The 19157-nt window shown below is 35.1% G+C and carries 15 protein-coding genes; 11 read left to right on the top strand and 4 right to left on the bottom strand.

Features of this window, described 5'->3' with window-relative positions; translation table 11 throughout:
* The first annotated feature begins 2 nt into the window (after window positions 1-2).
* The 3 genes from aroD (at window position 3) to DW196_RS01490 (ending at window position 3170) form a co-directional block, all read left to right on the top strand.
* A complete protein-coding gene (gene aroD / locus DW196_RS01500) occupies window positions 3-776 on the top strand; it encodes a type I 3-dehydroquinate dehydratase (protein WP_118249681.1) in 774 nt (257 codons plus the stop codon).
* A 2-nt stretch (window positions 777-778) separates the two neighbouring features.
* Window positions 779-1279, top strand: coding sequence for a Cys-tRNA(Pro) deacylase (gene ybaK / locus DW196_RS01495; protein WP_071456791.1), 501 nt, complete (start codon window positions 779-781; stop codon window positions 1277-1279).
* A gap of 178 nt (window positions 1280-1457) precedes the next feature.
* Complete coding sequence (locus tag DW196_RS01490; RefSeq protein WP_118249680.1) at window positions 1458-3170, top strand: hypothetical protein; 1713 nt, start codon at window positions 1458-1460, stop codon at window positions 3168-3170.
* A gap of 23 nt (window positions 3171-3193) precedes the next feature.
* On the opposite strand, the gene DW196_RS01485 is transcribed toward DW196_RS01490, so the two are convergent.
* Window positions 3194-4465: an NAD(P)/FAD-dependent oxidoreductase gene (locus tag DW196_RS01485; RefSeq protein WP_118249679.1), complete on the bottom strand. Its 1272-nt coding sequence runs from the start codon at window positions 4463-4465 to the stop codon at window positions 3194-3196.
* 130 nt (window positions 4466-4595) lie between these two features.
* Here DW196_RS01485 and gdhA point away from each other — a divergent pair, with 130 nt between their 5' ends.
* Both gdhA and DW196_RS01475 read left to right on the top strand, forming a co-directional pair.
* Window positions 4596-5942 carry an NADP-specific glutamate dehydrogenase gene (gdhA, locus tag DW196_RS01480; protein ID WP_118249678.1) on the top strand — a complete coding sequence of 449 codons (1347 nt, stop codon included), beginning with the start codon at window positions 4596-4598 and terminating at the stop codon, window positions 5940-5942.
* A gap of 117 nt (window positions 5943-6059) precedes the next feature.
* On the top strand, window positions 6060-7409 hold the full coding sequence (locus tag DW196_RS01475) for a glucose-6-phosphate isomerase (RefSeq protein ID WP_118249677.1): 1350 nt from the start codon (window positions 6060-6062) through the stop codon (window positions 7407-7409).
* Window positions 7410-7690: 281 nt separating this feature from the next.
* Here DW196_RS01475 and DW196_RS11300 read toward each other — a convergent pair whose 3' ends face one another.
* Window positions 7691-7864: a hypothetical protein gene (locus DW196_RS11300; RefSeq protein ID WP_157093631.1), complete on the bottom strand. Its 174-nt coding sequence runs from the start codon at window positions 7862-7864 to the stop codon at window positions 7691-7693.
* Between the two features lie 163 nt (window positions 7865-8027).
* Between DW196_RS11300 and DW196_RS01470 the strand changes: the two genes are divergently transcribed.
* A complete protein-coding gene (locus DW196_RS01470) occupies window positions 8028-8216 on the top strand; it encodes a hypothetical protein (RefSeq protein ID WP_118249676.1) in 189 nt (62 codons plus the stop codon).
* Between the two features lie 44 nt (window positions 8217-8260).
* Window positions 8261-8890 (top strand): DUF1361 domain-containing protein, encoded by a 630-nt coding sequence (locus DW196_RS01465; RefSeq protein ID WP_118249675.1) that lies wholly within the window; start codon window positions 8261-8263, stop codon window positions 8888-8890.
* Window positions 8891-8933: 43 nt separating this feature from the next.
* On the opposite strand, the gene DW196_RS01460 is transcribed toward DW196_RS01465, so the two are convergent.
* Complete coding sequence (locus DW196_RS01460) at window positions 8934-10139, bottom strand: MFS transporter (protein WP_118249674.1); 1206 nt, start codon at window positions 10137-10139, stop codon at window positions 8934-8936.
* 262 nt (window positions 10140-10401) lie between these two features.
* On the opposite strand from DW196_RS01460, the gene parE reads away from it, so the two are divergent.
* From parE to pflA, 4 genes are all read left to right on the top strand, one after another.
* Window positions 10402-12417 (top strand): DNA topoisomerase IV subunit B, encoded by a 2016-nt coding sequence (parE, locus tag DW196_RS01455; RefSeq protein WP_118249673.1) that lies wholly within the window; start codon window positions 10402-10404, stop codon window positions 12415-12417.
* 28 nt (window positions 12418-12445) lie between these two features.
* Window positions 12446-14902, top strand: coding sequence for a DNA topoisomerase IV subunit A (gene parC, locus DW196_RS01450; protein ID WP_118249672.1), 2457 nt, complete (start codon window positions 12446-12448; stop codon window positions 14900-14902).
* Between the two features lie 304 nt (window positions 14903-15206).
* Entirely contained in the window at window positions 15207-17453 is a 2247-nt protein-coding gene (gene pflB, locus DW196_RS01445; RefSeq protein ID WP_071456799.1) for a formate C-acetyltransferase, read from the top strand.
* A gap of 78 nt (window positions 17454-17531) precedes the next feature.
* A complete protein-coding gene (gene pflA, locus DW196_RS01440; RefSeq protein WP_118249671.1) occupies window positions 17532-18305 on the top strand; it encodes a pyruvate formate-lyase-activating protein in 774 nt (257 codons plus the stop codon).
* Window positions 18306-18647: 342 nt separating this feature from the next.
* Here pflA and DW196_RS11235 read toward each other — a convergent pair whose 3' ends face one another.
* Window positions 18648-18878 carry a hypothetical protein gene (locus DW196_RS11235; RefSeq protein ID WP_147408661.1) on the bottom strand — a complete coding sequence of 77 codons (231 nt, stop codon included), beginning with the start codon at window positions 18876-18878 and terminating at the stop codon, window positions 18648-18650.
* Window positions 18879-19157: the final 279 nt, after the last annotated feature.

The raw sequence follows: 19157 nt of genomic DNA, 5'->3' as shown, positions 1-19157 counted from the left end.
TGATGTCTAAGTTAAAAGTACGTAACCTTGAATTAGGGAAAGGAAAACCAAAAGTATGTGTACCTCTTGTTGCTAAAAACTTTGAGGAATTATTTTCCGAGGCTCTTCGGATTAGTCAATTAGATTGTGATGTGATTGAATGGCGTGCTGATTATTTTATGTATGCTCATGACGAGCGTTTTATGAAAAAAGCCGCTTATTTTGTACGTTATGCTATTGATGATAAACCGCTGATTTTTACTTATAGAACGTTGCAAGAAGGTGGTGGACAACATATTGGTTTAGACGATTACATAAAATTAAATCGGATGATGATGGACACTGGATTAGTTGATGTGGTGGATTTAGAACTTGAAATGGTGTTGGAAAAGCCATCTGATATAATGGTGCATGCAAAAGAAAAGAATGTCAAAGTGTTGTTATCCAAACATAACCATTTGTTGACGCCAGAAAAAAATCAAATGTATGAAACGATTAAAGACATGTATCAATTAGGCGGAGATATATCTAAATTATCAGTCACACCAAATAGCCAACAAGATGTCTTAAATGTTTTAGAAATTTCAAATAAAGTAAAAGAAAATCATCCAGAGATTCCGTTTGTGCTGATCAGTATGGGAGAGATGGGACAACTATCTCGTATGACAGGTGAGTTGTATGGTTCGGTCTTAACGTATGCTTCAAATGGTAAGTATCTATCAGCCCCAGGTCAATTACCAATTTCAGTGGTGAGAGAAGGCATGGAAGTGATTGGATACAAACGAGGGAGCAAATAAGGATGTCAAAGAAAAAAGCAAAAACCAATGCAGTAAGACAACTAGAACAAAAGAAAATTCCATTTGAGACACGAGAATATGAATACAGTGACTCTCATGCAGCAGCACTTGAAACGGCGCATGCGTTAGGCATTGATGAAAATCAAGTGTTTAAAACGCTCGTCACAGTGGGAAATAAAACAGGCCCGGTTGTTGCAGTTATTCCAGGAAATAAAACACTAGATTTAAAAAAACTAGCTAAAGCAAGTGGCAATAAAAAAATAGAGATGCTACCAATGAAAGAGTTAGAAGAATTAACTGGCTATATTCATGGTGGCTGTTCTCCAGTGGGAATGAAGAAATCATTTCCAACATTTTATGCGAATGAAGCACAACAATTTGAGATGATTCATGTGTCAGCAGGTCGTCGAGGCTTGCAGATGAGTGTGTCACCAACTGATTTAATCAATGTGACTAGTGGCGCTTATGCTGACTTAACAGAAGATAATACGATTTTAGGATAACCCTAGAATCGTTTTTTTTGTTGTGAAAAATGAAAGATTTTATTAAATTTCAGAAAGAAACATTTAAAAGTAGTTAACTATTATGATTTATTTGATATATTATGTAAGTTAAATTAAATGCCTAGTAATCGTTAAATCAATTAATGTTTTATATGTGAAGGCAGAAGAAGGAATTAAAATGAAAAGAAAACGCGTGTTTATCATCACTAGTTGGCTTGTTTTATCATTGCTATATTTATTGCCTATGGTTGATCTGAGCGGCTTACATCTTGCAGTTATTCGTGGCGATGATTACCCATTTCATTTTGCCAGGATATTTAGTGCGATTGAGCAATTAAATACAACAGGACACATTCAACCTATCGCAAGATTCGGGGAACATGATATTTTTTATGGTGCCAATATATTTTATCCTACACTGACAACAGTGTTACCCATTGCACTCATTGCGATGATTGTTCACTCGGTTATTTCCGGCATGTATGTGTATTTATTTTTAGTCAATCTGCTCACTTTTTTTATTGCTTATCGTTGCGCCGATTATATCAGTCAACTATGTTTTCCAAAAGAAAATAACCGACTTAGAATATTTGCGCCTTATGTGTTTTCATTTTTCTATGTTTTTTCTCATTACCGGATGATTTGTTTTTATCAGCGATTTGACTTAGGAGAGTTTTTTGTTTTAACACTGTATCCATTAGTTTTTGCTGGTTTTTATAGCATTTTAAAAGATAAGGGATTAAAGAAACATTGGTTGATTATTGGCTTATCACTCATTGCTTATTCTCATTTATTATCTCTGATGTTAGTGGTCGTTGTTTTAGCTGTATTATTTTTAGTTAGTTTAATAAGAAAAAATATAACAATCAACATGTTTAAACAATTTCTATTTAGTGCTGTGATGACTGGCCTTTTATCAATAGGAGCACTACTCCCAATCGTTTATGAGATGCTGACGTTTCCTATTCGTTCGGTTAGTGTCCATGACTTAGCACGAGAGGCGAGTGGTCTAGGAACAATGTTAGTGACGTCCAGCGTGAATTATCTAAACTACATGAGCATCGGCTTGATTTTACTGTGCTCGTTGGTTGTGGGCGTTTATCAGGTTATTTGGAAAAAAGATTCTGTTATTAGACACATTCCATTGTTAAAACAATCTCTGATTCTCTCACTTGTGTTTATGATTATGATGACAACACTTTTTCCCTGGCGATTATTACAACATACACCGTTATCCATCATTCAATTTCCATTCCGACTAATGCCGTTTCTGACAATTTTCGGGAGCTTTTTAGGTGCGTCTTTATTAGCGGATTATTTAAGTCAGGTAAAAGGATTATCTGTGAAAAAAATGACGATTGGCTTAAGTGTAGGTGTTGTTATTCTTTCAACGATTAGTGTGAATGTGTTGATGATTCATCGCTCTCTAGACCGTTTGATGTTTAGTAAACATGATGTGGTGGCAACTGAACGGTATCAAAAATCAGTCAACAAAGATTATTTTCCAGCCAGACTATCTAGCGATCAAACAAAACGAATTCGAGATAAAATCGGCTTAATCAATCAACGAGAAGTATCCATGCCTTATAGTTTTGATAAAGATACAGCTGTTATAAACGTTACGACAAAAGAAAAAATAACAAGTGTTGAAACGCCAATCATTGGGTACAGTGGACTTATCGTAAGAGATGAGACAGGTAAAAAATTAAAAAGTACCTTGTCTTCATCGCGAACGCTAGTTGTTCTTTTATCAAAAGGTCGCCATCAGTTGACTGTTTCTTATGAACCACCGTTAGCCATTAAATACAGTGGAATAATTTCTAGTTTAGTGGCGTTGTGTTATGGTTTTTATTTAGTTAAAACAAGAAAAAAAGACTTACCTTGTGATTAAAAGCAAGGTAGGTCTTTTTCGATTTAATAATTAAAATAACTGGCAATTTCTGCGGCATGTTCTCCAGCAACATGTCCCGTACAAAACGCCGCGGTAATATTAAACCCACCAGTGTAGCCATTAATATCTAGTAACTCACCACAGAAAAAAAGGCCATTAACACATTTACTTTCCATTGTTTTTGGCTTCACTTCTTTTAGACTAATCCCACCACCAGTGACAAACGATTTATCAAGTGGGTAGGTTTTATAAACTGTAAACGTAAGGTGTTTGATTTCACCAACAAGAGCATCAATCTCTTTTTCTATTACTTGTTTGAAAGGTGTTTGTGTGTCAATCCCACTGCGAGTAAGTAAAAACTCTAGATACCGTTCCTGCATCAATGGTTTTAACGCATTTTTAATGGATTTATTTCCATCTTCTTTTTGAATGGAAATAATTTGCTGTTTGATATCTTGCTCAGAATTTAATGGAAACAAATCGAGAGACAACGTGACATTTTTTTGTCCTTTTTCAAGGAGTTGATTAACAAACATACTACAACGAAGTGCTGCAGGACCAGAAATACCAGAATGGGTAAATAATGCATCCATTTCATGAGTGACAACTACTTTTCCTTTTTCATCAATTACCGATAACCCAATATCTCGTAACGATAAGCCTTGAAGCTCGCGACTTTGGATGAATGGTTCTTCTGATAAAAGAGGTGATTCAGTGGGGAATAATTTCGTAATAGTGTGCCCAACTTTTTTAGCTAACGTGTACCCATCCCCAGTCGAACCAGTGTATTGATATGTTTTACCACCAGTGGCTAAAACGACACAAGGAGCGTGAATTTTTTCTTTTGTATCAGTCACAACGCCAGTGATATTGTCATCAGTTACTAATAATTTTTTAACGGTTGTTTTCATTTTTAACTCAACATTTAACTCAGCTAAACGGTCAAATAGCCCATTAACAATCGCTTTTGACGTATTGGCAACAGGAAACATTCTCCCGTGATCTTCTTCTTTTAAGTGCACACCGTGGCTTTCAAAAAATTCCATGATGTCATAATTGTTGAATTGTGAAAAAGTACTATATAGAAATTTTCCATTACCAGGAATGAACGAAATAATTTCTTCGGGTGGTCTGTTATTTGTAACATTGCATCGACCTCCGCCGGTTAAACGTAATTTTTTTCCAAGCATTTTATTTTTATCGATAATCATGACGCGAGCGCCTTTTTCTGCGGCAGAAACGGCAGCCATCATACCACTTGTTCCTCCACCAATGACAATGACATCTATATTCATCTATTGCCACTCCTTTCATTATTAAATGATAGTTTAGCATACTTTTTTTAAAATTTGATGAGAAAAGATTTTTTTTATTTATTTAAATATTATATAATACTAATTAAGTTTAAGAAGGGAATGATACAATATGTCACCACAAGATTATGCAACAAAAATATTAGATGAAGTAAAAGAAAAATATGGTTACCAATCAGAGTATATTCAAGCAGTGGAGGAATTTTTAATCACAGTCACACCATTTTTAGAAAAAAATCCGGTTTACTGTGAGAAAAACATTTTAGGTCAATTAATTGTACCTGAACGTTTAATTGAGTTTCGCGTTCCATGGATGTCGGATTCAGGTGAGTGGATGGTGAATATTGGTTACCGCGTTCAATACAATTCAGCGTTAGGACCTTACAAAGGTGGATTACGTTTCCATCCTTCTGTCAATCAAAGTATCATGAAATTCTTAGCGTTTGAACAAATTTTTAAAAACAGTTTAACCTCATTACCAATCGGTGGCGGTAAAGGTGGAAGTGATTTTGATCCTAAAGGTAAATCTGATGGTGAAATCATGCGTTTTTGTCAAAGTTTTATGCAAGAATTACAAAAACATATTGGCCCAAGTATGGATGTGCCAGCTGGTGATATGGGTGTTGGAGGCCGTGAAATTGGGTATTTATACGGAGAATACAAACGTCTAAATGGTTATCAAGCAGGTGTTTTAACTGGTAAACCATTAGCTTTCTGGGGAAGTTTAGCTCGTACAGAAGCAACAGGTTATGGTTTAGTGTATTTTGTTAAGTATTTATTACAAGACAAAGGCGACTCATTAAAAGGCAAACGTGTGATGGTGTCAGGTAGTGGTAATGTTGCCATTTACGCGATTGAAAAAGCACAAGAATTAGGTGCGACAGTTCTTGGCTGTTCTGATTCTTCTGGTTACATCATCGACGAAGATGGTATAGACTGTGAGTTAGTTAAAGAAATCAAAGAAGTGAAACGTGGTCGTTTAAGTGACTATGCTGCAGCAAAACCAAATGCTAAGTACGTTGAAAATGCGTCAATTTGGACAGAAAATATTGCCTATGAAGTAGCTTTACCATGTGCCACTCAAAATGAAATTGGATTAGACGAAGCAGCTATCCTCATCAAAAACGGGGTAAAAGTCTTAGCTGAAGGGGCAAACATGCCAACTAAACTTGAAGCTCTACACAAATTAACGAATTCTGGTGTTATATATTGTCCAGGTAAAGCATCAAACGCTGGTGGTGTGGCAGTATCTGCTTTAGAAATGGCTCAAAATTCGCAACGGTTACCATGGACTTTCGAACAAGTTGATGCAGAACTTGATAACATCATGAAAAACATCTACGAAACATGTGCGACAACGGCAAAAAAATATGCACAAGAAGATGATTTATTAACTGGTGCAAACATCGCTGGATTCGAGCGCGTTGCTAAAGCAATGTTAGCTCAAGGACTTGTGTAATAAAAATTCTCCACGTTTTGTTATAAACTATCTGAAAAAGATGTGAAATAAACAAAAAAATGGTAGAATAGGTATGTATTCTTGTACGAAGAATCACATATTACTAGGAGGATGATTATGTCACATATTCGTTTTGATTATTCAAATGTCGGTACATTTATTGGTGAGCATGAATTAGGTTACATGCAAGCAGAAGTTTCTGCTGCCCACAAAACATTGCGTGAGGGAACTGGACCAGGAAATGATTTCCGCGGTTGGATTGACTTACCAGAAAACTATGATAAAGAAGAATTTGCTCGCGTTAAAAAAGCAGCAGAAAAAATTCAATCAGATTCAGATATTTTAATCGTCATCGGAATCGGTGGATCATATTTAGGAGCTAAAGCTGCTATCGACTTTTTAAACCACTCATTCTACAATCTTTTAGACAACGAAGAAAGAAAAACACCACAAGTATTCTTTGCTGGAAATTCTATCAGCTCAACTTATTTAGCTGATTTAATCCAAATAATTGGCGACAAAGACTTCTCAGTGAATGTTATTTCTAAATCTGGTACAACTACTGAACCAGCAATTGCTTTTAGAGTCTTTAAAGATTTATTAGAGAAAAAATACGGTAAAGAAGAAGCAAACAAACGTATCTATGCAACAACTGATAAAGCACGCGGCGCTGTTAAAACAGAAGCTGACGTTGAAGGTTGGGAAACATTTGTTATTCCCGATGATGTTGGTGGACGTTTCACTGTTTTAACACCAGTTGGATTACTTCCAATCGCTGTAACAGGTGCTAACATTGATGAGTTAATGAAAGGTGCTGCTGACGCGCGCGTTGCTTACAGCTCTGATGATTTAACGAAAAATGAGGCATATCAATATGCCGCATTACGTAACATTTTATACCGTAAAGGAAAAGTAACTGAGTTATTAATCAATTACGAACCAAACTTACAATACTTCTCTGAATGGTGGAAACAATTATTCGGCGAGTCTGAAGGGAAAGACCAAAAAGGCATCTACCCATCAAGTGCGAACTTCTCGACGGACTTACACTCATTAGGTCAATACATTCAAGAAGGACGTCGTAACATTTTTGAGACAGTTATTAAAGTAGATAAACCTCGTAAAAATGTAGAAATTCCAGTACTTGATCAAGACTTAGATGGTTTAGGTTACATTCAAGGAAAAGAAATTGATTTTGTTAACACAAAAGCATTTGAAGGAACACTTTTAGCACATACTGATGGTGGTGTACCAAACTTTGTGGTAAATATTCCTGAAACTGATGCTTACACATTAGGTTACTTAATGTACTTCTTTGAAATCGCAGTTGGTATTTCTGGTTATTTAAATGGCGTAAACCCATTTGATCAACCAGGTGTTGAAGCATACAAGAAAAATATGTTTGCTTTACTTGGAAAACCAGGTTTTGAAGAGTTAGCAACAGAATTAAACGAACGTCTTAAATAAGACTAATATAAGTGTCTGGCAATTTTGCCAGGCACTTTTTTAATGCCAGACACGATTTACAAGGTATTAAATGTAAAATTCATTCATATAATTAGTTAAGACAAGAAGATACCAAAACTAAGAAAACAAGCTTAAGAGATGATTAAAAATAAAATATAACCCACTTTTAGTTAGAGTTACTTTACACATTTTAAAAGGAGAATGTATATATGTTGATTATCTCAAGTACAAAAAAGTACCTGAAAACAGTAAAAAACCTTCCAATTAATTGGAAGGGATGACTAGGGTGCTTTAGTCCCGAACATATTCATTTTTGGTTTTGGAATTTCCTTATTGTGCTGAGCGGCTAACTCCATTGCCTTGACGTACAAATCTAACTTTTGTTCAAGAGTCAAATCTTTTTTTTCAGACATTAAAACAGATTGAGCAAATTTTTCTTTATCAATATAAATCATACGTTTCACCCACCTTTAGTCATTCTACCATTATATTATAGCAAAAGGTGAACAAAAAAAGTGTTTGAAATATGAGAATATTTTGTGAAATATTTTTTATTAGTGATAAAAGATGGTATAATATTGAGATAGGAATAATTAGACTATTAAGGAGAAAGAGTTTATGATGGCTAAAGATTTTGTTGATGAACTATCCCATTTAAAGGCTATACTCGTTTTAGAAGAAAACGTTGATATGGGTCGTTTTAATCAGTTGTATAACACTGCAATTGATCAGATGATTCGAGGTGGGCGAGTTAACAAAGAGATGATGGAAGAATTATTCTATTTTAGAAATTTAATTAATCATTAACAATTAATGATTATAACAAAAAGTTTTTTTGGGGGGGTGAAGAGATGAAAAATATTATACGATTTATTAGTGTGTTTATAATTATTGGTGCATATAATACACGTTTTTCATTTTTATCATTAAATATCTTCTTGGCTTATATTCCACTAGAACTATCATTTCAGTTTTTTCGTGTGAAACATTCTTATGTAAAGTTAGGTATAGTAGCATTATTTATGCTCTATTTTCCTAATATACCATATTTAGTGACAGATATTATTCATATGCATATGTTAAATATATATAATCAATTTACCGGCGATAGTATTAAAAACTTAAGTGATTGGACGTTGACAATCGTTCTTTTTTTATCGATTTTTAGTTTTGTTCTTTTAGGATTTGGTCAACTTCTTAAACTCATGATGTATACTAAAAAACGATATGAATTATCAACAGTACAAGTCAATCTAGCTTTAACGTTAATTTGTTTCTTATCGTCACTAGGAATTTACGCTGGAAGATTTCCACCACGATTTCATTCGATTGATGTTTTCAGTAGACCGTGGTATGTGTTTAAAACTATCTTCCTTGATTGGTCAGTTGTAAAATTAGAAATAGTGTTACTATTTTTATTTTTACATTTATGTATTATAGGTGTGATGACCATGAATCGACAGTTATCAAAATTGAACTAAAAAACTCATCGACAACTTATGAAAATAAGTTCGATGAGTTTTTTTAATAGTTTTCTGCTCCTTTTTTAAGGAACATTAAAGATACAGCAGCTAAAATACCCAGTGCTAGGAAATAAATGAAAGCTGATAAATACGAATCTGAACTATCAACTAAGGCACCAATGATAATTTGAGCGGTCGCGCCACCTAAAATACCACCAGTTGAAATGGTCGAGTAGCTTGGTGCGAAATTTTTTCCAGAAAATACTTTTAACGGAATGGTCATCAATGTAACAAAGGCAACAGTCATACTTAATGTTGCTAAACCTAATATAAGGATGAACAAAGCTAAAGAGTGAACATAATAAGATAAAAAGACAAGAGATGAACCGATGATAGCCATCATTTTAATCACAAGCGTATCTTTATCAGCGAAAAACTTGCTGACAACAAAACTACCACCAATTGCTCCAACCAAAGCAAAGACACCAACGCATGAGCTGACAAAACCTGATTGTGTTAATGTAATCCCACGTTGACTGGTTAAAAAACTAGGTAACCAGTTGTTAATACCATAAAGTAAACTATTAACAAAAAAAGCAGCAGCAAATAAAGTCCAGATGTTACGGTTTTTCCAGATTTTTAGTAAGGAGATTTTTTCAGCATCTTCTTTCATCATTGCTTTTGTTTGTTTTTGTGGAGCTGGAATTCCTTTTGCAATAATGAATGATGCCACAATGGCTAAAATAGTTAGTAACATATAAGCGAATTTCCAGTTGTATTTATCAATGATTGGTGAGAGTAAAACAGGACCAATTACTCCAGCAATACCAGAAGAGGAAATTAAAATTCCTTTAGCGAATGTACGTCGTTCTATCGGGAAATGATCGATGATTTCTTTACTTGATGCTGATGGGTAACCAGAGTGAGCTAACATCCCGGTTAATAGACGAATAGCCAACAACATCGTGACCGTTTGGCCAAAACTAAAAACTAAATCAAATACACCAATCATAAAAATTGACCAGATAAGCACTTTCTTTGCACCAAATTTATTAATGGCAAAACTCATTGGGACTTGCATGATAGCATATCCAATAAAAAAAGCACTCAGAATAAGTCCTTTTTGGCTTTCTGTCATAGGGATGTCTTTACTAATTGAAATAATTGAAATACCAACAGACAATTTATCTATATAGACTATTACATAGCCTAAAAATAGTGTTGAGAGTAAAAGAGATAAATTTACTTGATTTTTTGTGTTATTCATAAGCGTGTCCTTTCTTACTAACGATATTAGTATTTATTAAATATACAGGTTTTTTAAAATATTGTAAATTAAATTTAAAAACTTCATATAATTTTCGGAAAAAATGTGACTTTGCAAGATGTCTTGTTTTATTATAGAATAAGTGATGTTGCAAAAGAATAGGGGAATACCTGTTCTTTACATCGGAGAAAAGATAGCCTATTATTGATAAAGACAAGCACACAACTTGTTTACGTTATGATGCTAGAAAAGGAGTTTACCTATGTCAAAAGAAATAAATAGACAATACGATGATTCATCCATTCAAGTATTAGAAGGTCTAGAGGCGGTAAGAAAACGTCCAGGGATGTATATTGGTTCAACAGACTCTAAAGGATTACATCATTTGGTTTTTGAAATTTTTGATAATGCAGTTGATGAGGCGTTGTCAGGATATGGGACGGAAATTGATGTCACCATACATAAAGATAATAGTATCAGTGTGAAAGACTATGGTCGCGGTATGCCAACTGGTATCCATGCTTCAGGAAAACCTACTATAGAAGTTATTTTTACTGTATTACATGCGGGAGGAAAGTTCGGTCAAGGTGGTTATAAAACATCAGGTGGTCTTCATGGTGTTGGGGCAAGTGTCGTAAATGCCTTATCAAGTTCACTTACGGTAGAAACAATAAAAGATGGCCAAATGGCGACCCTAGCTTTTAAAGATGGTGGACACACAGATGGTAAATTTAAAAAGAGTAAAACATCAAATAAACAAAATGGCTCAACCATCACATTTAAACCAGATGCGTCAATTTTTTCGACGACAGTGTTTTCATATGATGTGTTATCAGAGCGTTTAAGAGAGTCAGCTTTTTTACTTAAAGGCATTAAAATCACGTTAACAGATGAACGTGAAGGCCAAGAAAAAGAAGACGTCTTCTTATACGAAGATGGAATTAAAGAATTTATTGCTTACTTAAATGAAAGCAAAGATGATTTGTCACCAATTGTTTATTTTGCTGGCGAAAAAGAAGGCATAGAAGTTGAATTTGCTTTCCAATATAATGATGGCTATTCTGAAAACATTTTATCTTTTGTAAACAACGTGCGAACAAGAGATGGCGGAACGCACGAAGTAGGAATGAAGACAGCTTTAACCAAATCCTTTAATGAGTATGCTAGAAAAACAGGTTTATTAAAAGAAAAAGATAAAAACCTTGAAGGTAGTGACTTTAGAGAAGGATTATCAGCGATTATTAGTGTGCGTATACCAGAAAATTTACTTCAATTTGAAGGACAAACAAAAGGTAAATTAGGGACACCTGCTGCTAGAACGATTGTTGAAACAGTTATTAGTGACCAATTAGGATTTTACTTACTCGAAAACAATGATTTATCACAAATGCTTGTCAAAAAAGCTCTAAAAGCTCGTGAAGCTAGAGAAGCCGCACGAAAAGCTCGTGAAGATAGTCGTAATGGGAAAAAGCGTCGCAAGGGTGAATCATTACTATCTGGTAAATTAACGCCAGCACAGTCACGTAATCCAAAGAAAAATGAATTGTACTTAGTCGAAGGGGACTCTGCCGGAGGATCTGCTAAACAAGGCCGCGACAGAAAATTCCAAGCGATTTTACCACTTCGAGGGAAAGTCATTAATACTGAAAAAGCAAAACTACAAGACATATTAAAAAATGAAGAAATCAATACCATGATTTATACAATCGGTGCTGGTGTTGGTCCTGATTTTCAACTAGACGATGTCAATTACGATAAAGTCATCATCATGACAGATGCGGATACAGATGGGGCACATATTCAAGTGCTTCTACTGACATTTTTCTATCGCTACATGAAGCCTCTTGTCGAAGCAGGAAAAGTTTATATCGCCTTGCCACCACTTTATCGAGTGAGTAAAGGTCGCGGTAAGACTGAACAGCTTGAATACGCATGGACAGATGATGAAATGGTTGATATCACAAAACGTATGGGGAAGGGCTATTTAATCCAACGTTACAAAGGTCTTGGTGAAATGAATGCAGACCAGTTATGGGAAACAACAATGAATCCTGACACAAGAACCTTGATTCGTGTGACCATCGACGATTCTGCTCGTGCCGAAAGACGTGTGACAACCTTGATGGGAGATAAAGTAGAGCCACGTCGTAAATGGATTGAAGAACATGTTCAATTTACGTTAGAAGAAGATGGTAGTATTTTAGAAAACCATGACATCATTGAGGAACAGACAACTCATGACGTAGAAGACATTGAAGAAATAAATTTGTTTGATTAGTTAGTACCAATAAAAGGAGAGAACAAGAATGAATCAAGAGCATGGGATTCAAAATCTTAGTCTGGAAGATGTAATGGGGGACCGATTTGGTCGATACTCAAAATACATCATCCAAGATAGGGCCTTACCTGATATAAGAGATGGATTAAAACCTGTTCAACGTCGTATACTATTTTCGATGAATAAAGACGGTAATACTTATGAAAAGAGTTTTAGAAAATCGGCAAAATCTGTTGGAAATATTATGGGGAATTATCATCCTCATGGGGATAGCAGTATTTACGAAGCAATGGTGCGTATGAGTCAAGATTGGAAGTTACGTGAGCCGTTAATCGAAATGCATGGGAACAACGGGAGTATGGACGGTGATCCACCTGCTGCGATGCGTTATACTGAAGCACGTTTATCAAAACTTAGTGGCGAATTATTAAAAGATATTGAAAAAGAAACCGTGGATTTTGTTTGGAACTTTGATGATACAGAAAAAGAACCAACCGTTTTACCTGCAGGATTTCCTAACCTATTAGTTAATGGATCAACAGGAATTTCAGCCGGTTATGCGACAGAAATTCCGACACATAATTTAGGTGAAGTGATTGATGGGACAATCTATTTAGTCGATCACCCAAATGCTAGTGTGGAAAAATTAATGGAATTTATTCCGGGACCAGATTTTCCGACAGGTGCGATTCTTCAAGGGAAAAAAGAATTGAGAAAAGCCTACGAAACTGGAAAAGGTCGCGTGATTATTCGTTCTAAAACAGAAATTGAACCACTAAAAGGTGGACGAGAGCAAATCGTGATTACTGAAATTCCTTATGAAGTCAATAAAGCCAACTTAGTGAAAAAAATGGACGAGCTACGTTTAACAAAACGTGTAGAAGGTATATCAGAGGTCAGAGATGAAACAGATAGAACTGGATTGCGTATTGTTGTTGAGTTACGTAAAGAAGTGGATGCAGAAGGTATTCTAAACTATCTACTGAAAAATACAGAACTTCAAGTGAATTATAACTTCAATATGGTGGCGATTAACCAACTAAGACCACAACAAGTGGGATTAAAAGATATTTTAGAAGGCTACATCACTCACCGTAAACAAGTAATTATTGACCGCAGTCAGTTTGATTTAAATAAAGCGAAAAAACGAGAGCATATTGTATTAGGTTTAATGAAAGCTTTGTCTATTTTAGATGATGTGATTCGTATTATTCGTCAAAGTAAAGACAAAAAGAATGCCAAAGACAATTTGATTTCATCACATGATTTTAGTGAAGAACAAGCAGAAGCTATCGTGTCATTACAATTATATCGCTTAACTAATACAGATATCACAGCTCTTGAGCAAGAAGCAGCTGAGTTGGATGAGCAAATCAAAGCACTTAAGTTAATCATTAATAACCCAAGCGAGTTATTAAAAGTCATGAAAAAAGAGCTTCGAGAAGTGAAGAAAACCTATGATACTGACAGACGAACTTTATTAGAAGATAAAATTGAAGAAATCAACATTGAAACAGCTGTCATCGTGCCACAAGAAGATGTGATGGTCAGTGTGACACGGGAAGGTTACGTGAAACGTAGTAGTTTACGTTCATATGGGGCTTCTAAAGAAGACGACATCGAAATGAAAGACACCGATGAATTGATTTATTCTGGTCAATTAAATACCCATCATCACGTGTTGTTTGTTACAACAAAGGGGAATATAATTTATCGACCTGTGCATGAATTAACAGACAAGAGATGGAAGGATGTTGGTGAACATTTTTCACAAACGTTGAGTACGCTCTTACCAAATGAGCAGATTTTAAAAGTGTTTCCATATGAAACCCTAGACGATACAAAAGAATTTGTCTTTGTCACAAAAGAGGGAATGATTAAACGCACATTGATGAATGAATTTGCTAGCTGGCGAACATATAAGAGTCGTCCGTTGATGTGTATGAAGCTTAAAACAGAGACAGACGAGTTGATTAGTGCTAACTTAATTGATTCTACAAAAGCGTATGACGTCACATTAATTAGTCATTTAGGCTTTGGTTTACGTTATGATTTAGGCGAGGTACCAACAGTTGGTGCAAAAGCATCAGGTGTGAAAGCTATTAACTTAAAAGAGGGAGACTATTTAGTTTCCACCCATATTTTCTTAAGTGATGCGAAAGAGCATTTCGTGACACTTGTGACACAACGAGGTTCGGTTAAGAAAATGAATATTCTTGAGATTAATAAATTAGGTCGTGCCAAACGTGGCTTGATGGTTTTAAGAGAATTGAAAAATAATCCGCATCGTGTCTATGCAAGCCTTTCAACAAATAATCAAAATGAGTTATTAATGGTGGAAACTGAAAATGGTGCAAGTTATACATTAGATGTAAAAAACATACCTGTCAATGATCGGACGTCTAATGGATCGTTTGTGACAAATGAAAAAACAGATGGCGAAATCACAAAGATAAGTATTTCACAAAAAGAGAACTTAGATTAGTTAAAAAGAAGAAATCGTTTAACGGTTTCTTCTTTTTCTGTTATATGACACAATATAAAATGTAACCGCTGTTATAATACAGATGAGACAGTAAAGTAGAACAGTTGTGGCACTTTGGCTTTCTTAATAAAACCTTAAGAAACTGTATAAACACGCGATTAAAAGCATATTGTGTTTTTTTTAACAAAAATTGTATTTTTTTTCACTATAACACTTGCGTGAATCTGTTTTTGTGTTATACTGAACATGTAAAGAAATTAAAAATAAAACTTTGAAACAACTAACTTAAGGAGGTTCTCATATTATGGGATACTGGGACGGATTTAAAGGTAGTAAATGGCGCACAACTGTGGATGTTAGAGATTTTATTCAAGCAAACTACACAGAGTACAAAGGTGACGACAGTTTCTTAGAGCCAGCTGCTGATAGCACAGAAAAATTATGGACAAAACTACAAGAATTATTTGAAGTGCAACACGAACAAAATGGTGTTTATGACATGGATAACAACATCCCTGCTACAGTAACATCACATGAACCTGGATACTTAATTAAAGAAGAAGAAAAAATCGTTGGATTACAAACTGATGTTCCATTAAAACAAGCATTCATGCCATTTGGTGGTATTAACATGGCAAACAATGCTTTAGTATCAAATGGATACGAAGTTGACGACGAAATGACTAACATCTTCACTAACTGGAGAAAAACACATAACCAAGGTGTATTCGATGCTTACACTCCAGAAATGAGAGCCGCTCGTAAAAATAAGATTATTACAGGTCTTCCAGATGCTTATGGTCGTGGACGTATTATCGGTGACTACCGTCGTTTAGCGTTATACGGAATTGACTTCTTAATTGCTGAAAAGAAAAAAGACTTATCTAACGTAGGGAACAAAGTGATGACAGATGATGTGATCCGTTTACGTGAAGAAGTGTCTGATCAAATTAAAGCATTAGTTGACATTAAAGAAATGGCGACTTACTACGGATTTGATATTTCTAAACCTGCTAAAAATGCTCAAGAAGCGATCCAATGGGTGTACTTCGGTTACTTAGCAGCCATTAAATCTCAAAATGGTGCCGCTATGTCAATCGGTCGTATCTCTGCATTCTTAGATATCTATATCCAACGTGATTTAGAAAATGGCGTAATCAACGAAGCGGAAGCACAAGAATTAATTGACCACTTAATTATGAAATTACGTATGGTTAAATTCGCTCGTACGCCTGAATATAACCAATTATTCTCTGGATACCCAATTTGGGCAACCTTATCAATTGCTGGTATGGGAATTGACGGACGTTCATTAGTAACTAAAAATGATTTCCGTATCTTACATACATTAACAAACATGGGACCATCTCCAGAACCAAACTTAACCGTATTATATTCTTCTCATTTACCAGAAGGATTCAGAACTTATGCAGCTAAAATTGCGAAAGAAAGTTCTTCAATCCAATTTGAAAATGACGATTTATTACGTGCTAACTGGGGATCAGATGACTGTGCGATTGCTTGTTGTGTGTCTGCCACTGTTATGGGTAAAGACATGCAATTCTTCGGAGCTCGTGCTAACTTAGCTAAAGCTGTGTTATATGCAATTAACGGTGGGGTTGACGAAGTGACGAAAGCACAAGTTGCACCTCGTTTCCGTCCAATGACTGGTGATACATTAAACTATGATGACTTCATCACTCGTTACAAAGATATATTAGATTGGTTAGCAGAATTATATGTAAATACATTAAACGTTATCCATTACATGCATGATAAATATGCTTATGAAGCGCCACAATTAGCATTCATGGATACTGACTTAAAACGCACATTCGCAACTGGTATTGCGGGTATCTCTCATGCGGCTGATAGTATCATGGCTATCAAACATGGTAACGTACAAGTAATCCGTGACGAAGATGGATTAGCAGTTGATTATGTACCACAAAATGAGTTCCCAACTTACGGAAATGACAATGAAGAAGCAGATGCAATGGCAAACTGGATTTTAGACTACTTCATGACTCAAATTAAACGTCAACATACTTATAGAAACTCAACACCTACAACATCATTATTAACGATTACTTCTAATGTTGTTTATGGTAAAGCAACTGGTAACACACCAGACGGACGTCGTGCAGGTAAACCATTAGCACCAGGTGCTAACCCAAGTTACCAAGATGGTAAATTCTTAGGTGAGAAAAATGGTCTTTTAGCATCATTAAACTCAACTGCAAGACTTGCTTATACATCAGCTTTAGATGGTATCTCAAATACTCAAACAATTAACCCTAATGGTTTGGGTAAAGATGATGATACTCGTATTAACAACTTACGTAACGTAATGGATGGTTACTTCGATAGAGGAGGATATCACTTGAACGTGAACGTCTTTACAACAGATTTATTATTAGACGCTCAAGCTCATCCAGAAAAATATCCCAACTTAACTATCCGTGTATCTGGATACGCAGTTAAATTCCGTGATTTGACTCCAGAACAACAAGCAGACGTTATTTCTCGTACTGCTCATGATAGAATGTAATTAAACAATTCGTAAAATAAGAGGATGGCTGTTTTGGCGGTCATCCTTTTTTAAAAGCAAAGTTAGGAAGTGACAATAATGACAGAATCAGTAACAGGAAGAATTCACTCAACAGAAAATTTAGGGACAGTTGACGGTCCGGGTGTACGTTTTATAGTCTTTATGCAAGGGTGTAAAATGCGTTGCCAGTTTTGTCATAATCCTGATACATGGAAAATCGGTGGAGGACGTGAAGTGACAACTGATGAAATATTAGAAGAAGCTCTACGTTATAAATCTTACTGGGGCGAAGATGGCGGCATTACAATTAGTGGTGGTGAGCCGTTACTTCAACTTGATTTCATCATTGATTTGTTTAAAAAAGCGAAAAAACATGGAATTCATACAACGGTAGATACTTGTGGTAAACCATTTACGTTTGACGAACCCTTTTTTAGTAAATTTAATGAAATGTTGAAATACACTGATCTGTTTTTATTTGATATCAAACATATCGATCCACAAGGTCACAAAGAACTAACGATGCATACTAATGATAATATTCTTGAAATGGCGAAGTATTTATCTGATATTGGTCAACCTGTATGGATTCGACATGTTTTAGTACCGCAAAGAACAGATTATGATGAATTTTTGATTCGTCTAGACGATTTCATAAAAGAATTAAAAAATGTCGACAAAGTTGAAGTGTTACCATATCACACAATGGGTCTTTTCAAATGGCAAGACTTAGGGATTGATTACCCATTAAAAGGCATTGATCCACCAACTCAAGAGCGAGTAAAAAATGCCCAAGAATTACTTCATACGGCAGACTATAATAAGTACAAAGAAAAACGTGCAGTGAAATAGATTGGCTCTATATCAAATCGTGTTGATGGACAATAATGTAGATAAAAAAGTCTCAAAAATGAAATAGAATTAAATGAAGTGAGGGAAGAAATTCTCTCGCTTTTTTATTTAACCTGAAAAATTGATCTGGAATCAAAAAGAGACGTCGTTTGAATAGTAGAAAGTTTCAATAGATATAGGCCGCATATAATCACTTTAATATTATTGTTAATGCCGTCCTTCTAATAACCGTATTTTCAGATACACTGTGGCATTCTGTAATTGGGTTACGTGATTGTTTCTCTTTTAAGTCAAAAGCAATTTGGTATTTAAGTTGTTTAGAAACGTGACAATAGTCATCTGCTAGAGAAGTAGAAGCACTGAAAGTTGATCAACAGCTTCTATAAAGGGTTTTTTTATGTGAAGTGTCAGATAAGTTGTGCGATGTTCAACTTCAGACAATTGACTAATGGTTTGATACATTCCGTTTTTAATGGATTGGTAAGATACACATTTCTTGTATTGTTTATCTTTATTCACTAATCTTCCTATCATCATGTTAACCGAGCAGTTGTTTCTCGCTTGGCGAGACAACTAATCCTCATTAAAAATAAGAGAATCATCTGTTAAATTGATTAGTTTTCTTGTGTTATTATCCATAGGGGTATTATCCTTTGTAATGTCAGTTATAGTCGACTTGATTTTATCAATAAGAATGCCCTTTTTTCTATTCTTAAAACAAAAAATCGCATTGACAGCATTTAAGCTATCAACACGATTTAGTCTACATCCAATAGATTTAAACCTGAGAAAGCTATATATATCAGTTTTTTTCTTTTATTAGAACGCGTTCAATAAAGGGGCTGAATAGAA

Source organism: Vagococcus sp. AM17-17 (assembly GCF_003471765.1).
Taxonomy (GTDB): domain Bacteria; phylum Bacillota; class Bacilli; order Lactobacillales; family Vagococcaceae; genus Vagococcus; species Vagococcus teuberi.
The sequence above is the reverse complement of the archived record's forward strand: the minus strand, read 5'-3'. Positions and strand labels throughout refer to the sequence as shown.

Excerpts from the sequence above, each read along its gene's own strand:
- aroD (WP_118249681.1), top strand. The coding sequence starts at position 3 with ATGTCTAAGTTAAAAGTACGTAACCTTGAATTAGGGAAAGGAAAACCA.
- ybaK (WP_071456791.1), top strand. The coding sequence starts at position 779 with ATGTCAAAGAAAAAAGCAAAAACCAATGCAGTAAGACAACTAGAACAA.
- DW196_RS01490 (WP_118249680.1), top strand. The coding sequence starts at position 1,458 with ATGAAAAGAAAACGCGTGTTTATCATCACTAGTTGGCTTGTTTTATCA.
- DW196_RS01485 (WP_118249679.1), bottom strand. The coding sequence starts at position 4,465 with ATGAATATAGATGTCATTGTCATTGGTGGAGGAACAAGTGGTATGATG.
- gdhA (WP_118249678.1), top strand. The coding sequence starts at position 4,596 with ATGTCACCACAAGATTATGCAACAAAAATATTAGATGAAGTAAAAGAA.
- DW196_RS01475 (WP_118249677.1), top strand. The coding sequence starts at position 6,060 with ATGTCACATATTCGTTTTGATTATTCAAATGTCGGTACATTTATTGGT.
- DW196_RS11300 (WP_157093631.1), bottom strand. The coding sequence starts at position 7,864 with ATGATTTATATTGATAAAGAAAAATTTGCTCAATCTGTTTTAATGTCT.
- DW196_RS01470 (WP_118249676.1), top strand. The coding sequence starts at position 8,028 with ATGATGGCTAAAGATTTTGTTGATGAACTATCCCATTTAAAGGCTATA.
- DW196_RS01465 (WP_118249675.1), top strand. The coding sequence starts at position 8,261 with ATGAAAAATATTATACGATTTATTAGTGTGTTTATAATTATTGGTGCA.
- DW196_RS01460 (WP_118249674.1), bottom strand. The coding sequence starts at position 10,139 with ATGAATAACACAAAAAATCAAGTAAATTTATCTCTTTTACTCTCAACA.
- parE (WP_118249673.1), top strand. The coding sequence starts at position 10,402 with ATGTCAAAAGAAATAAATAGACAATACGATGATTCATCCATTCAAGTA.
- parC (WP_118249672.1), top strand. The coding sequence starts at position 12,446 with ATGAATCAAGAGCATGGGATTCAAAATCTTAGTCTGGAAGATGTAATG.
- pflB (WP_071456799.1), top strand. The coding sequence starts at position 15,207 with ATGGGATACTGGGACGGATTTAAAGGTAGTAAATGGCGCACAACTGTG.
- pflA (WP_118249671.1), top strand. The coding sequence starts at position 17,532 with ATGACAGAATCAGTAACAGGAAGAATTCACTCAACAGAAAATTTAGGG.